Genomic DNA, 14,790 nt, shown 5'->3' with positions numbered 1-14,790 from the left:
CCTGGGGGGCGGGCACGGGCGTTGCGATACCCGGCTCGACCGTGGCGGGCGGCATGGAGGCAGGCCCGGGCACCGGCACGCGGGTCGGATTGAGCTCGATCTGGCGGTAGGCCAACGCGCCCAGGATCAATCCCAACAGCAAGACCAGCACGTACTTCATGGGTTCCTCCAGTGTTCAAGACAAGGTGCGGCAAAAGCCTGCAAGGCAGTGAAGGTAGGCATCGTCATCCCTGTTGTCTGCAACATGGAGCAGAGTGCCCTCGCCCGATTTGCCCGCCGTGAAGAAGTCGACTTTACTGAACATTCGAGTCAGCGAACGTTACCTGCCGCGGTTTCACTGCCCCTTACCGGCGCCGGGCCTAGCGTGCATTGATCCGGCCCCCAAGGAGAACGCTGATGACAAGCTCAAAGACGCAACGCTCGATGCAGGTATGGCCCGCCACGTTCCTGTGCTTGGCCCTGGCCGCCACGGCCGCCGCGCACGCCGCGGAAACGCCCCGGCAGCAAGCGCGGCAGATGGACGCCAACACCGACGGCACGCTCTCGGCCGACGAACACGAGGCGGGCGTCGAAACCGCTTTCAAGGCCATCGATGCGGATGAGGACAGCTTCATCAGTGCTGATGAACTCGACGCCGCCAGCGAAGCCAGGGGCGAGCGCAACGCGGGAGCGTCCGCAGACCGCATCGCCGTGCTGGACCTGGACCGCGACGGGAAACTGTCCCAGAGCGAGCACGCCGCGGGTGCCAAGGCGGTGTTCAAGGACGTCGATGCCACTCGCGACGGCAACCTCAGCCCGGAAGAGATCAAGGCCGCGGAAACCGCGGCCCAACCTCCCGCCCTCGTTCCCTGAGCTATTGCCAGACCGGTACAAGGGCAATGTCCGTCCACGACCCGCGTCGCGCAGGTAGCATCGGCCCGGATTCCGTGTTTCGCTCGATGCCGTCCTTGCCGCAACGCCAGCCACCGGGCCATGCCCACCCGCAAGCAGGAGCACTACCCGTGGACCGTATCGACCCGCTCACCATTACCCGCAGGGAACTGCTGAAGGCCGGCGCCGCTTCGGCCGCCGCCATGACCCTTCCCGCCATGGCAGCAACTCCCGAAGGAGGTGCGGCGCGTGCGCCTGTCATCTCCAAGGTGTCCTTCCAGGTCAACGGCAAGCCGCAGACGCTGGAGCTCGACACGCGCACTTCGCTATTGGATGCATTGCGTGAACACCTGCATCTCACCGGCACCAAGAAGGGCTGCGACCACGGCCAGTGCGGCGCCTGCACGGTGCTGCTGGATGGGCGTCGCATCAATTCCTGCCTGACCCTGGCAGTGATGCATGAAGGGTCGAGCATCCAGACCATCGAAGGCCTGGGCACGCCGCAGGACCTGCACCCGATGCAGGCGGCCTTCATCAAGCATGACGGTTACCAGTGCGGCTATTGCACGCCGGGGCAGATCTGCTCTGCCGTGGCGGTGCTCGAGGAGATCAAGGCCGGCATTCCCAGCCACGTCAGCGACAAGCTCACCGCGAAACCAAAAGTCAGCACCGAGGAGATCCGCGAGCGCATGAGCGGCAACCTGTGCCGCTGCGGCGCTTATTCCAACATCGTCGATGCCATAACCGAAGTGGCCGGGAGGCGTGCATGAAGGCCTTCAGCTACGAGCGCGCGAGCTCGCCCGCCGACGCCGCCGCTTCCGCGGCGCGCACGCCCGGCGCACGGTTCATCGCCGGCGGCACCAACCTGCTGGACCTGATGAAGCTGGAAATCGAAACCCCGCAGCACCTGATCGATGTCAACGGCCTGGAGCTGGACAAGATCGAGGAAGCACCCGCAGGCGGGCTGCGCATCGGCGCGCTGGTACGCAACACCGACCTGGCCGCCGACAGCCGCGTGCGCGGCGACTATGCGCTGCTTTCGCGCGCCTTGCTGGCGGGCGCGTCCGGGCAGTTGCGCAACAAGGCCACCACCGCAGGCAATCTGCTGCAACGCACGCGTTGCCCCTATTTCTACGACACCAACCAGGCCTGCAACAAGCGCTTGCCGGGCAGCGGCTGTGCCGCACTGGGCGGGGTCAGCCGGCAGCTGGCGGTGGTCGGCACCAGTGACGCCTGCATCGCCAGCCATCCCAGCGACATGGCGGTGGCGATGCGCGCACTGGATGCGACGGTGGAAACCGTGCGCGCCGACGGCAGCACGCGCAGCATTCCCATGGCCGACTTCCATCTCCTGCCCGGCACTACGCCGCATCGGGAAACCGCACTGGACAAGGGTGAATTGATCACCGCGGTGACCTTGCCCAAGCCACTGGGCGGCACGCACGTCTACCGTAAGGTGCGCGACCGTGCGTCCTACGCGTTTGCGCTGGTGTCGGTGGGCGCGGTGATCCAGCGCGATGGCAGCGGACGCGTCGCGGTCGGCGGTGTCGCGCCCAAGCCCTGGCGCAGCGATGAGGCCGATGCGGAACTGCAGCAAGGCGCACGCGCCGTCGCAGATCGGCTGTTCGCCGGTGCCAGGCCCACCGCGCAGAATGAATTCAAGTTGCTGCTGACCCGGCGCACCTTGGCCGCCGTGCTGGTCGAGGCGAAGGAGTAAGGCCATGAAGTTCGACACGCCTGCCGGAAAGAACCCCATCGACCAGCTAAAGGTCGTGGGCAAGCCCGTCGATCGCATCGATGGCCCGCTCAAGACCACGGGCACCGCGACGTATGCCTACGAGTGGCACGAGGAGATTGCCAACCCTGCCTATGGCTACGTGGTCGGCGCCGGCATCGCCAAGGGCCGCGTCGCCTCGATGGAACTGGATGCGGCGCGCAAGTCACCGGGCGTGGTCGCCATCGTGACCGCCGCCAACGCCGGCAAACTGGGCAAGGGCAGGTTCAACACCGCCAGGCTGCTCGGCGGTCCGGACATCGAGCACTACCACCAGGCCCTGGCGCTTGTCGTCGCCGATACCTTCGAGCAGGCGCGCGCGGCCGCAGGGCTGGTGCGTATTGCCTATACGCGGGGCAACGGCAGGTTCGACCTGGCCCACGGCAAGGACTCGGCCATCGTTCCCGAGGAACCCAATCCGCCCGACACCTCGGTGGGCGACTTCGCCGGCGCGTTTGCCGGTGCGCCGGTGCAGCTGGATGCGACCTACGCCACGCCCGACCAGTCGCATTCGATGATGGAGCCGCATGCCTCGATCGCAGCCTGGAAGGACGGCAAGCTGACCCTGTGGACGTCCAACCAGATGATCGACTGGAGCCGCGGCGACGTCGCGAAAACGCTCGGCATTCCCAAGGAGGACGTGCGCCTGGTCTCGCCGTACATCGGCGGCGGCTTCGGCGGCAAGCTGTTCCTGCGCTGCGACGCGCTGCTGGCGGCGCTCGGCGCGCGCGCAGCCAAGCGGCCGGTCAAGGTCGCACTGCAGCGGCCGTTGATGGCCAACAACACCACCCACCGGCCGGCCACGCTGCAGCGCATCCGCATCGGTGCCGGCAAGGACGGGAAGATCACCGCAATGGGCCACGAAAGCTGGTCGGGCGACCTGCCCGGCGGCGGCCCGGAAGTGGCCGTGCAACAGACCCGGCTGCTGTACGCGGGTGCCAATCGCATGACCAGGACGCGCCTGGCGGTACTGGACCTGCCCGAGGGCAATGCCATGCGCGCACCCGGCGAAGCGCCCGGGCTGATGGCCCTGGAGATCGCCATGGACGAAATGGCCGCCAAGCTGGGGCTCGATCCGGTCGAGTTCCGCATCCTCAACGACACCCAGGTGGATCCCGAACACCCGGAACGGTCGTTCTCGCAGCGCCAGCTCAACGAGTGCCTGCGCACCGGCGCCAGGCGCTTCGGCTGGGACCGTCGCCATGCCACGCCCGGCAAGCAGCGCGACGGCCGCTGGCTGGTCGGCATGGGCGTGGCGGCCGGGTTCCGCAACAACCTGACCATGAAGTCGGCGGCGCGCGTGCGCCTGGATGCGCGCGGCGTGGTCACGGTGGAAACCGACATGACCGACATCGGCACCGGCAGCTACACCATCATCGGCCAGACCGCGGCGGAAATGATGGGGGTGCCGCTGGATCGCGTGGTGGTGCGGCTGGGTGATTCGGACTTCCCGGTGTCGGCCGGTTCCGGCGGCCAGTGGGGCGCCAACAGCTCCACCGCCGGCGTCTATGCCGCCTGCATGAAATTGCGGGAAGCGGTCGCCGCGAAGCTGGGCTTCAACGCGCAGGAAGCAGCGTTCGCCGACGGCCGTGTGAGTGTCGGCAGTCGCAGCGTGCCGCTCGCGCAAGCCGCCGAGGCCGGTGACGTGGTAGCCGAGGACGCGATGGAGTTCGGCGACCTGGGCAAGAAATTCCAGCAGTCCACCTTCGCCGCGCATTTCGTCGAAGTCGGTGTCGACGGGGACACCGGCGAATCACGGATCCGGCGCATGCTGGCGGTGTGTGCGGCCGGCCGCATCCTCAATCCCAAGTCGGCGCGCAGCCAGGTGATCGGCGCGATGACCATGGGCATCGGCGCGGCGCTCACCGAGGAACTGGCCATCGACAAGCGCCTGGGATTCTTCGTCAACCACGACCTGGCCGGCTACGAGGTGCCGGTGCACGCCGACGTGCCGCACCAGGAAGTCATCTTCCTGGACGAGACCGACCCGATGTCCTCGCCGATGAAGGCCAAGGGCGTGGGCGAACTGGGCATCTGCGGGGTCAGCGCGGCGATCGCCAACGCCATCCACAACGCCACCGGCGTGCGCGTGCGCGAGTATCCGATCACCCTGGACAAGCTGCTGGCGGGGTTACCCGAATCAAGCTGACGCTGCGCGCGATCAATCAGGATCCCGGTCCACGCACATGGGCAGGCACGCCTGGCAGGCGCTGCGCACAGGCCGCCACGCTCGTCCTTCATGCAGGCGAGTCGGCCGCACCACCCTGTCCGGTTTCCGATCCCTGGAGCAGTCGAAGGTCTTCGAGGAAATTGGCGTAACCCACGCCCTGGGCATCGCCCTTCTGGCGCAATACCCACGAAGGGTGCACGGTGGCGAAGGCACGGGTGCCGTCGGGGAGCGTATGCCAGACGCCGCGTTGCTCCATCAGGCGGAAGCCCTTGCCGAATACCGCCTGCGCCGCAGTCGCGCCAAGGCAGACCACGATATCGGGACGCACGCTGGCCAGTTCGCTCTCCAGCCAGGTGCGGCAGGCCTGCACGTGCGATAGCTCCGGATTGCGATGCAGGCGGAACTTGCCGCGCTGCTCGAAACGGAAATGCTTGACCGCATTGGTGATGTAGAACGTGCTGCGGTCCAGGCCCAGGGCCCCCATGGCCCGCGTGAACAGCTTGCCTGCCGGCCCCACGAACGGTCGCCCGCTCAGGTCTTCCTCGTCACCCGGCTGCTCGCCTACGATCATCACGCGTGCATGTTCGGGGCCTTCGCCGAACACGGTCTGCGTGGCGGGCTGCCACAGCGGGCAACGCCGGCATTGGCTGGCGGCGGCCCTCAACGCGGCCAGGCTGTCGTCCATCGGCTCCGGCGACGACGGCGGCGGCATGGGAATCCTCCTGCGTGGCGCTTCCGGCATGCGTTCGGCCATGTCGCGCACGCGCTGGCCGGCGTCGCGGATCAGGTCGGGCAGCAGCTGCGCTTCCGGCAACAGCTTCCAGTATTTCTGCGGCATCTCCTGCCGCATCATCCGCGGATTCAGGCGCGCCGGATTGAAGATGTTGGCGTAGTAGGTGCGCCACATCTCTTCCTGCGCATCATCCGACGGCGCATCGGCGCGCGTGCCGCCGGGACCCAGGCGCAGCACCTGGCCATCCCAGTGCGCGCTGCGATAGGGCGTGAGGATGGCCCAGCGCATGCCGGCGAAGCGGCGGGCGAAGAAAGGCGCCACCCGATCCACGATGTAGTGTTGCGGCTCGAACCACGAGACGAAGGCGTTGGCTTCGCCGGGCACCTCGCGGAAGCGCACGAACGCCTTCATCTTGTGGTTGTCGCGGCGTACCGATTTCTCCAGCTCGCGCGCACGGTGTACGTCGGCATCGGTGGCCCGCTCAAGCAGCGCCTGTTCGCCGCCCGCGATGCGCCAGAGCAGGCGGTACAGCAGTCCATGCCGTTGCGGGTCGCGATGGCAGATCACCGCATTGGCCAGCGACAGGAATTCGGCGCTCACCCTTGGCGACTCGCGCACCACCGGCAAGGCCGCAAGGTCGCTGCCGAACCCGAGCCCGCCTTGCGTGTCGCCGTTCCAGGTCAGGGCCTCGGGCGGGACGCCCGCACGCAGCGCCAGGCGTGCCGCGCGACGCCAGGCGTCGGGATCCCACGGCGGATCGAGATCGACCGCATGCATGTCGCCCTGCATCCCCTTGCGCTCAGTCGAACAGGCCAGCCTGGCGGGGACGCGGCACCAACTGCGCACGCAGGCGCACCGGATCGTCCAGGCGCTTGCGCGGGTGATGGTCAAGCAGGCTGACGAAAGGCAGCACCTTCTTCATCGGCACCCGCAACCGCTGCAGGTCGGCCACCCGCAATGCAGCGTGCCGGCGCGACATGACGATGCGACCGACGTTGCGCGTGCCCATGCCGGGCACGCGCAGCAGCATTTCCTTGGGCGCGGTGTTGATATCGACCGGGAAGCTGGCCGGGTTGCGCAGCGCCCAGGCCAGCTTCGGATCGATGTCCAGGTCGAGCATGCCGCCCGCTTCCAGCGGCGCGATCTCGTCCACGCCGAAACCGTAGAAACGCAGCAGCCAGTCAGCCTGGTACAGCCGGTTCTCGCGCTGCAACGGCGGCGACAGCAGCGGCAACTTGGCCGACGCATCGGGGATCGGGCTGAAGGCCGAGTAGTACACGCGGCGCAGGCGGTAGTTGCCGTAGAGGTTGTCGGTGGTGGCGAGGATGGCGCGGTCGTCGGCATCGTCGGCGCCCACGATCATCTGCGTGCTCTGGCCGGCCGGTGCGAACTTCGGCGGCTTGGCACGCATGGTCTTCGCTTCCTTGCGCGCCTCCTTGCCTTCCTCGATGCGCCAGCGCAGGTCTCCCATCGCCGCGCGGATGCGTGGCTGGCTTTTCTCCGGCGCCAGTTGCGCCAGCCCACCCTCGGTCGGCAGCTCCACGTTGATGCTCAGGCGGTCGGCGTACCGGCCGGCGGCGGCCATCAGTTCCGGTGTCGCATCGGGAATCGTCTTGAGATGGATGTAGCCGGCGAACTTGTGGTCCTCGCGCAGGCTGCGCGCCACTTCCACCAGCTGCTCCATGGTGTAGTCGCTGTCGCGGATGATGCCGCTGGACAGGAACAGGCCCTCGATGTAGTTGCGCTTGTAGAAGTCCAGGGTCAGCTGCACGACTTCTTCCGGCGTGAAGCGTGCGCGGCGCACGTTGCTGGATACACGGTTGACGCAATAGGCGCAGTCGAAGGTGCAGAAGTTGGTCAGCAGGATCTTCAGCAGGGAGACGCAGCGGCCGTCGGGCGTGTACGAATGGCAAATGCCCATGCCTTCGGTGCTGCCGATGCCACCGGTGCCGACCGAGTTGCGTTTGTCGGCGCCGCTGGAGGCGCAGGACGCGTCGTACTTGGCGGCGTCGGCCAGGATCGCCAGCTTGTCGAGGATCTTCACCGGAGCACCTTAGGGAGAACATGTCTCACTCGGTGAGACAGCGCAAACCTCAGCTGCAGCAAAAAACCCCAGGGATTCCCCTGGGGTTTTCTGGAGGCCTCCCGGCAGGGCCGGGGCTCGTTGCGCTCTACGCGCCTACCGCCACCGGACTTGGCTGGCTGAGGGCATTCTTCATTTCCTTCGCCGCCTGGGGCGTGGCTTTCCATTGCTCGTACTGGGCGTCGAATTCGGCCAGCTCGTCGGCGGAAAACAGCTTCCTGGCCATCTTGAACATGGTGTTTTCTTCTTCCGTCGCATGGTGGTCGACGAATTCGCCCAGCACCTTGGCCGATCCGGCGAACTCCACCGAGTCGGTGGGCTTGGTCTTGAGGTCCGGCAGCACGGTCAGCTCGACGGCGCGATGTTCCTGCACCGCCTCGGCATGGGTCTTGAGCCCGTCACGGTCGGCGCGTGCCTTGAAGGCCGGATACAGCACCAGTTCTTCCCACTTGGCATGGGGAATCAGGCCGGCCTCGATTTCGGCCAGAAGCTCGGCACGGGTTTTCTTTGCACGGTCGGTGGTGTCTTCCATGTCCTTGAACAGCTTGCGCAGTTCGTCGTGCTCGCTCTTCAGGGTCTTGAGGATATCGCGTGCCATGTCGAGGGTCCGTTGGTTGGGGACGCCAATGATGTCGATCGACGGTTAGGCCCGGGTGACGCGGCGCCGACCTGCTTTTCATGTTTCATTGACGATCGGCACGGGTAGTCCTTGCGGTTTCGCATGCTCTACGCATGGCGTATCGCCGGCCGACCACCGCTGCCCGCACTGCGCGCGGATCGATGCGCGCGTGTACGACCCATTTACACCGGCTCTGGCATAAGGTCGGCGGGGAATCCCGTCCGAGAGGTGCGAATGAGCGTGTCCACCGTGCCCAGGCCAACGCCTGCATTCCTCGAGGGTGGTGGTGAAATGGGCGAGCGCATTCGCGCCCATGACTGGGCCGCCTCTGCCCTGGGTCCGCCCCGGGACTGGCCGACCCAGCTCAAGACCGCAGTGCGGCTGATGCTGACGACCCAGCATCCGATTTTCATCTTCTGGGGCCCGCAACACATCCAGCTTTACAACGATGCGTACAGCCGCTCGCTCGGGCCCGAGCGGCATCCTGCTGCGCTGGGCCAGCGCGGGCGCGAGTGCTTCGACGAGATCTGGGACATCATCGGCCCGCAGATCGCGCTGGTGATGGAAGGCCGCGGCTCCACCTGGCACGAAAACCACCTTGTACCCATTACCCGCAATGGCGTGCGCGAGGACGTCTACTGGACCTACAGCTACAGCCCCATCGACGAGCCAGAGGCCGCGCATGGCGTGGGCGGGGTGCTGGTGCTGTGTTCGGAAACCACCCGGCAAGTGCTGGCCGAGCGCGAGAACCAGCTGGGCCGGCAGCGCCTGCAACAGATGTTCGAGCAGGCACCGGGATTCATGGCCCTGCTGGGTGGGCCGCGGCATGTGTTCGAAATGGCCAATCCCGCGTACGAGGAGCTGATCGGGCACCGCCAGCTGCTTGGCAAGCCCTTGCTGGAGGCCCTGCCCGAGGCCCTTGAGCAGGGCTACGTCGACATACTCGACGAGGTCTACCGCAGCGGCAAAGCCTATTCCACCACGGGCGCGCGTTATGAAGTGGCCAGCGTGAACGGGGCACGTCCGGTAGAACGTTTCGTCGATTTCGTCTTCCAGCCCATGACCGACGCCCAAGGCCAGGTGACCGGCATCTTCATCGAGGGCTTCGACGTCAGCAGCGCCCATTCCGATGCACAGGCGGTGCGCGAACTCTACGACTCGATGGAGCGGCGCGTGGAAGCGGCCGTCGCCGAACGCAACATCCTGGCCGACGTGGTGGAGTTCGGCGACGCCTTCATCCTGGTGATCGACCTGCGCTACAAGGTGCTGGCGGTGAACCAGGCCTATGCGAACGAGTTCAACCAGGTGTACGGCACGCGCTTGAGCGTGGGCGACGACGTGGTGGAGATGATGCGCAGCGACCCGCAGCGGCAGCAGCGGATCCGGGCGTACCTGGACCGGGCGATAAGCGGCGAAGACTTCCACCTGTCCGAGAATTTTGATTCCAGCGACGCGGGACGGCGCTATTACGACGCGCGCTTCTGTCCGCTGCGCGACCGCTCCGGCAAGCAGGTCGGCGCCATCGCCACCGTCTACGACGTGTCCGAACGCACACGCGAGCAGGCCCGCCTGGCCGAGGCCGAGGAGCGCGTTCGCCAGACCGAGAAGATCGAGGCGCTGGGCCAGCTGACCGGCGGCGTCGCCCATGACTTCAACAATCTGCTGATGGTGATCTCCGGCGGGCTGGAGGTCATCGATTCGGCGCCTGCATCACGGCGCGCGCGGGTGCTGGCCGGCATGCGCCAGGCCGTGGACCGCGGCGCCGGGCTGAGCAAGCAGTTGCTGGCGTTCTCGCGCCGGCAGCCGTTGCAGCCCGAGGTGGTGGACCTGGCCGAAAGCATTGGCGGAATGCGCGAGATGCTGGACCGCAGCCTGCGCGGCGACGTGCAGGTGGAAGTGGACCTGGAACCGGGTCTGTGGCCGGTCGAGGTCGACCCCGGCCAGCTGGAACTGGTAGTGCTGAACCTGGCGGTCAACGCGCGCGATGCCATGCCCAGCGGCGGTACGCTGCGCATCGAGGCGCGCAACGTGCCGGACTTGAACGATGGGGAGCTGTTCGGGGACCACGTGGCGCTGTCGCTGACCGACACCGGCACCGGTATGCCGCCCGAAGTGCTGGCGCGCGTGTTCGAACCGTTCTTCACCACCAAGGAGATCGGCAAGGGTTCGGGGCTGGGTCTGGCCCAAGCGCATGGTTTTGCCAAGGCCTCCCGCGGGGCGGTGCGTATCCAAAGCAAGGCGCACGCCGGCACGACCGTCTCGCTGTACCTGCCGCGCACCGACAAGCGCCCGGCTCTGATGGTCGAACCCGCTGCCGAATCTGCCTTGCCACTGCAGGAAGCAGGGGCAGGCTCGTTGCTGCTGGTGGAGGATGACGATGAAGTGGCGGCATTGACCGGCGAGATGCTGGAAGCGCTGGGCTACACGGTGACGCGGGTCGCGAACGCCGACGCAGCGCTGGACCTGATCGCCACGGCTCCTGCAGGCTTTGACATCGTGTTCTCCGACGTGATGATGCCCGGTCAGCGGGATGGCATCGACCTGTCACAGGAGATCCGGCAGCGCAGGCCCGACCTTCCCGTAGTGCTCACCACCGGCCACGTGGAAGCCGTGCAGCACAAGGCCGAAGCGCTGGGCGTGCCGGTATTGCCCAAGCCCTACCGGCTGAAGGAACTGGCAGCGGCGCTGCGGGATGCGCGCACGCAAGCTGGCGACAAGCCGGCCACCCAAAGCTGATGCGGCTTGTACGCCGCCTCTCAACCACGTCCTGGTTCACCCCGGGTAGCCGCTTTTTGCGTGGCATCGGGGTCCTGCCGGACCCGGTCACAGGTCGGCAAGCTTGCCGGCGGCGAGGCTGCCGGTAAGCTGATGCAATGAACAAGCCGATGAACCGATACGCGTGGATGTTGCTGCGCGCCTACCTGCCTGCCCTGGTTGCATTGGGGCTGGCAATCGCCTGCATGCTGTGGACCTCGCTGTTTGCCAGCGTGGCCATGCTGCATGCCCTGGTGCCGTATGCGAAATGGCTGCCACCCCTATTCCTGCTGGCCGCGCTGGGCGCGGGCCTGTTCGCCACCCTGCGCCTGTGGCGGTGGCAACACGACCAGGCACCGAAATGCGCAGGTTGCGGCGGACCGCTGGGGCGGTTGCGGCATGGCCCCCATGGGGACACCCGCAAATGCCTGGCCTGCGGCAGCAGGCAGCCGGTCTAGCCATGCCATGCATTTCCAGTTGTGCTTTCCGGGTTGGACTCTTCCGTCGCGGCTCGCTGACCGCTGCCGACAGCGAATGCTGCCATTGGCTTGATCACGGCGCTGGCCATGCGCGCGCGCCGGGAGTGGCGTTGACGTGATTTCCTTCATCATCCCGGCCCACAACGAGGCCCGTCTGCTGGGCGCCACGTTGCAATCACTGCGCGAGGCCGCTGGTGTCCTCGCCGAGCCATTCGAACTGCTGGTCGTCGACGATGCCTCCGATGACGGAACGGCGGAAGTGGCACAGGCAACCGGCGCGCAGGTGCTGCGAGTAGAACACCGCCACATTGCTGCCACCCGCAACGCCGGGGCCGAGGCGAGCACGGGCGACTGGCTGGTATTCGTCGATGCCGACACGCTGATAGACGCTGCGGTCCTGGCAGCGGCGCTGCAGGCGCTGCGCAGCGGAGCGGTCGGTGGCGGCGCCCGCGTGCGCATGCAGGGCAAGGTCGCCTGGCACGTGCGCCTGGCCACCGCATTCTTTGCGTGCGTGTTTCGCCTGACCGGCATCGCGCCGGGCTGCTTCCTGTTCTGCACGCGCACCGCGTTCGAGCGCGCCGGCGGCTTCGATACGACCCTGTATGCAGCTGAAGATGTAGCCCTCAGCCGGGCGCTGGCCAAGCAGGGAAGCTTCGTCATCCTGCGCGAGCCGGTGCATACCTCCGCACGCAAGCTGCACACATTCAGTGCGTGGGAGCACCTGAAACTGGTGCTGCGCTTCGCCTGGCGAAGGCAGCACATGTTGACCTCGCGCGAGCACCTGGACCTCTGGTACGGAAAGCGACGCGACTAGTCGCGAGCGCGACCACAACCGGCGGTTGCCGGCGCCACGACCGGCCCATGACAGGCCTGGGTCAGGAAATCCGGATCATTGCTTCAGTTGCTGCGCTACGCCCGTGGCTATGGCCTGGTCCATCAGCGCCCTGGCTTGACGCTGGGCGCGCGCGTCGGCCGCGTGCATCTGTTTGTCCAGCACGGCCTGCTGGCGATCCAGCGCAGCCATCGGCGCCTGCAACTGCGCCTGCTGGCGATCCAGTTCGGCTTGCTGCCGGTCGAGCTCGGCTGCGCGCGCATCGGCTTGCGTCTGCGGCAGGCGCTGGCTGGCAAGCTCGGCCTGGCGCATGCCCAACGCAGCCTGGCGCTGGCCTATCGCGCCCTGCTTCTGGCCGATTTCACCCTGCTTCGCGCCAATCGCACCTTGCTGCCTGCCCACGCGCGTCACCTCCGCGTAGCTGTCGCGGAGCCGCGCCAGCAGCGCCGGATCACGCACCACGTATTCGGAGCTGCCCTTGCGGAACCACAACAGATCCTTGCCGTCGGCGTGCATGCGCTGGACGCGGCGCAACTCCTCCTTCGACGCGTCCATGACGCTATGCCCGCCCTGCAGCAGCACGTACGCCTGGTTGCCGCTGGCATGCATATGCAGGGTGCCCTGGGTGACCAGCGCTGCAGGCGGCGTGGGCGGCGCAGGTGGCGCGGGCAAAGCCGGCAGCGCCGGGTGTGCGACGGGCGGCGGTGGAGCGGGCGCGCGCGGAGCATTGCGCCCGGCCGGCGCTGGCGGATGCGGCGGAGCGGGCGGAGCCGGCAGCGGTCCTGCGCCTGCCGCCGGCAGGCTGACTGCAGGCGCCGCGGGCGCGGTGGCCGGTGCAGGCGGGCTGGGTGTGGAAGCCGCGGCGGGCGCCAGGCTGACCGCCATGACGTTGGCCGGAGCCGCGGTGATGCGATAAGGCATGACGCCGAGCAAGGCAACCAGGCCGACGATGGCAACGGCGACGATGCGCGGGGTGGAAGCTGTGTGCTGCAACATGACTAGTCTCCTCTTGAGGATGCGGAAGCTGGGCGAGGCACTGGCCAGGCCGGCGCTGGGACGGGGGGCGACACCCAGCCTGACCAGCAGTCGCCCGTAGTCATGGGCGCAATGGCGGCTGCCGGCGATGACCGCGGCATCACAGGCCGCTTCGCGCGCCAGTGCGTATTCGCGTGCAGCCAGGTGGGCGAGCGGATGGAAGAAGAACAGGTGTTGCGCGGCAGCAGGCAACAGGCCCCACCGCAGGTCACCGCGTTGCAGGTGGACCAGTTCGTGGGTCAGCGCCATCTCCAGTTCGTCGGCGTGCATCAGCTGCAGGTGGTCGGCCGGCAACAGCAGCACCGGCTGCCATGGACCGATGAGTTGTGGCGAATCAATGGCCATGGACAGGCGCAGTTGCGGTGTGTGGCGCAAGCCGTGTGCTTCGGCGGCCAGTTGCAGCGCATGCAGCAGCGATCGATCGGTGCAAGCCAGCGATTCGCGCAATAGCCGGCGCGTCGCCAGCAAGCCCGCAAGACTGCGCGCGAGCATGAAGCCCACTCCCAGCAGCCAGGCCAGCGCCAGCATGTCGGCTCCACCCCATGCCGATAGCCATGAGCCGGTGCCAGCCAGCGCTGGCATGCTCGCCGACTTCGCCAACAAAGTGCTGTCCTGTGCGTCCGGCAACAAGGCTATGGCCGACGGCACGGTGGCATCCGAAGCAGCGACAGGGGTTACGACGGCGGCCGGCAACAGTGGCAGCGCAAGGGGGCTGGACCACGCCACGCCCATGACCAGTTGCAGCGCGACCAGCCACCACAGCATCGTGCGCACGGCAGGGGCCAGACGCGGTACCAGGCGGCACAACAACATGACCGCGAGCACCACGGGCACGGCCTGCACGCTGGCGGCCAGCAGCCGTGGCAACAACGTCGATGCGATGAATTCGAGTGCCATGCCTCAGCTCTCCTTGCGCTTGGACTGCAGCGTGGCCACCAGGCTCTCTAGCTCCGCCAGCTCGTCGTCACTCACCTCGGTGCGCTGCGACATCCACGCCACGAACGGCGAGACCGAGCCCTGCAATGTCTTCTCCACGAAACTGCCCACCGCATTGCGTACCACGTCGTCCTGCTGGGTAGTGGTCGAATAGCGGAATACCCCGCCATCGACCTGCCTGCGTTTCAGGTATGCCTTGGCGCGCAGCCGCTCCATCATGGTCAGCACGGTTGAACGCGCCAAGCCACGCGATTCGCCGAAAACGGCCGCGACCTCGCCCGCGGACGCGTCGCCCTGTTCGGCGATGTACTGCAGCAGGGCCAGTTCCTGATCTCCGATGCTCTTGCGACCCATGTCTCGCGCCTCCTGTCTACATTTGTAGTCAGCATGCACATGACTACAGCTGTAGTCAATAGGGCGGCAGTCATGCCGCGGGCCCACGCTCGGAGCTCACCTGGCCCCCGGGGTTATTCCACGGCATGGAAAGGCCGTGCGAGCACTGATC

Annotated in this window: 12 protein-coding genes; 7 read left to right on the top strand and 5 right to left on the bottom strand. The window is 67.0% G+C overall.

Features of this window, described 5'->3' with window-relative positions; all coding sequences use genetic code 11:
* Positions 1–396 precede the first annotated feature (396 nt).
* The 4 genes from DT603_RS09720 to paoC all read left to right on the top strand — a co-directional run bounded on the left by DT603_RS09720 (position 397) and on the right by paoC (position 4,793).
* On the top strand, positions 397–852 hold the full coding sequence (locus DT603_RS09720) for an EF-hand domain-containing protein (RefSeq protein WP_162349675.1): 456 nt from the start codon (positions 397–399) through the stop codon (positions 850–852).
* Positions 853–1,010: 158 nt separating this feature from the next.
* Positions 1,011–1,640, top strand: a complete 630-nt coding sequence (gene paoA, locus DT603_RS09715) for an aldehyde dehydrogenase iron-sulfur subunit PaoA (protein WP_343037744.1) — start codon at positions 1,011–1,013, stop codon at positions 1,638–1,640.
* Complete coding sequence (locus DT603_RS09710) at positions 1,637–2,587, top strand: FAD binding domain-containing protein (RefSeq protein ID WP_162349674.1); 951 nt, start codon at positions 1,637–1,639, stop codon at positions 2,585–2,587. Before paoA ends, DT603_RS09710 begins: the two co-directional genes overlap by 4 nt.
* Positions 2,588–2,591: 4 nt before the next feature.
* The gene (gene paoC, locus DT603_RS09705) at positions 2,592–4,793 is read left to right on the top strand and encodes an aldehyde oxidoreductase molybdenum-binding subunit PaoC (RefSeq protein ID WP_162349673.1); all 2,202 of its coding nucleotides are present in this window, start codon (positions 2,592–2,594) and stop codon (positions 4,791–4,793) included.
* Between the two features lie 88 nt (positions 4,794–4,881).
* Here the strand turns inward: paoC and DT603_RS09700 are convergent, their stop codons facing one another.
* From DT603_RS09700 to DT603_RS09690, 3 genes are all read right to left on the bottom strand, one after another.
* Positions 4,882–6,324, bottom strand: coding sequence for a UdgX family uracil-DNA binding protein (locus DT603_RS09700; RefSeq protein ID WP_162349672.1), 1,443 nt, complete (start codon positions 6,322–6,324; stop codon positions 4,882–4,884).
* 22 nt (positions 6,325–6,346) lie between these two features.
* Positions 6,347–7,591 carry a putative DNA modification/repair radical SAM protein gene (locus tag DT603_RS09695; protein WP_162349671.1) on the bottom strand — a complete coding sequence of 415 codons (1,245 nt, stop codon included), beginning with the start codon at positions 7,589–7,591 and terminating at the stop codon, positions 6,347–6,349.
* Positions 7,592–7,718: 127 nt separating this feature from the next.
* Positions 7,719–8,228 carry a hemerythrin domain-containing protein gene (locus DT603_RS09690; protein ID WP_162349670.1) on the bottom strand — a complete coding sequence of 170 codons (510 nt, stop codon included), beginning with the start codon at positions 8,226–8,228 and terminating at the stop codon, positions 7,719–7,721.
* Positions 8,229–8,483: 255 nt separating this feature from the next.
* On the opposite strand from DT603_RS09690, the gene DT603_RS09685 reads away from it, so the two are divergent.
* From DT603_RS09685 to DT603_RS09675, 3 genes are all read left to right on the top strand, one after another.
* Positions 8,484–10,985 carry a PAS domain-containing protein gene (locus tag DT603_RS09685; protein ID WP_162349669.1) on the top strand — a complete coding sequence of 834 codons (2,502 nt, stop codon included), beginning with the start codon at positions 8,484–8,486 and terminating at the stop codon, positions 10,983–10,985.
* A gap of 149 nt (positions 10,986–11,134) precedes the next feature.
* Positions 11,135–11,461, top strand: coding sequence for a hypothetical protein (locus DT603_RS09680; RefSeq protein ID WP_162349668.1), 327 nt, complete (start codon positions 11,135–11,137; stop codon positions 11,459–11,461).
* Between the two features lie 136 nt (positions 11,462–11,597).
* Complete coding sequence (locus DT603_RS09675; RefSeq protein WP_162349667.1) at positions 11,598–12,296, top strand: glycosyltransferase; 699 nt, start codon at positions 11,598–11,600, stop codon at positions 12,294–12,296.
* A 75-nt stretch (positions 12,297–12,371) separates the two neighbouring features.
* On the opposite strand, the gene DT603_RS09670 is transcribed toward DT603_RS09675, so the two are convergent.
* Both DT603_RS09670 and DT603_RS09665 read right to left on the bottom strand, forming a co-directional pair.
* Entirely contained in the window at positions 12,372–14,246 is a 1,875-nt protein-coding gene (locus DT603_RS09670) for a M56 family metallopeptidase (protein WP_162349666.1), read from the bottom strand.
* Positions 14,247–14,249: 3 nt separating this feature from the next.
* Positions 14,250–14,639, bottom strand: a complete 390-nt coding sequence (locus DT603_RS09665) for a BlaI/MecI/CopY family transcriptional regulator (RefSeq protein WP_162349665.1) — start codon at positions 14,637–14,639, stop codon at positions 14,250–14,252.
* Positions 14,640–14,790 lie beyond the last annotated feature (151 nt).

Source organism: Pseudoxanthomonas gei (genome assembly GCF_010119615.1).
Lineage (GTDB): Bacteria > Pseudomonadota > Gammaproteobacteria > Xanthomonadales > Xanthomonadaceae > Pseudoxanthomonas_A > Pseudoxanthomonas_A gei.
Note: the sequence above shows the minus strand (reverse complement) of the source record. Positions and strands in the feature narration are given on the sequence as shown.